At 73.9% G+C, this 398-nt stretch carries 1 pseudogene; it reads right to left on the reverse strand.

Features of this window, described 5'->3' with window-relative positions:
* Window positions 1-340 (reverse strand): annotated as a pseudogene (locus tag N864_RS23090) (hypothetical protein); the annotation flags it as partial.
* Between the last annotated feature and the right edge of the window lie 58 nt (window positions 341-398).

Raw genomic sequence — 398 nt, forward strand, 5'->3', positions numbered from 1 at the left:
GGGCCTGTTCCCGGGCGGTGCACCAGCCGTCGAAGTCGGCGGCCTCGGAGCAGGCGCGGGCCTGCTCGTGCCAGTGCCGGGCCAGCTGCGCCTGGGACTCGACGAACCGGTCGGTCAGGCGGGCCTGCGCGGCGGCGCAGGCGGCCTTGACGTGCTCGAGCGCGGTCAGCTGGTCGACGCGTTCGGCGTCGGAGCCGTCCAGGTCGACGGTGGCCAGGCGGGTGGCCAGCTCGGACAGCTCGGTGCTGGACCACCCGGCCCCCGGCGCCGCAGCCTCCGGCGCCGCAGCCTCCGGCGCCGCCGCGGGGGCGGAACCGGTGGTGACCACGTCGTCGAACATGCTATCGATCCTACCCGAGAAGCCCCCGTCACGGAATACTTCTCCACAGCCAATTCTG

Origin of the sequence: Intrasporangium chromatireducens Q5-1 (assembly GCF_000576575.1) — a bacterium.
GTDB classification, from domain to species: Bacteria; Actinomycetota; Actinomycetes; order Actinomycetales; family Dermatophilaceae; genus Intrasporangium_A; species Intrasporangium_A chromatireducens.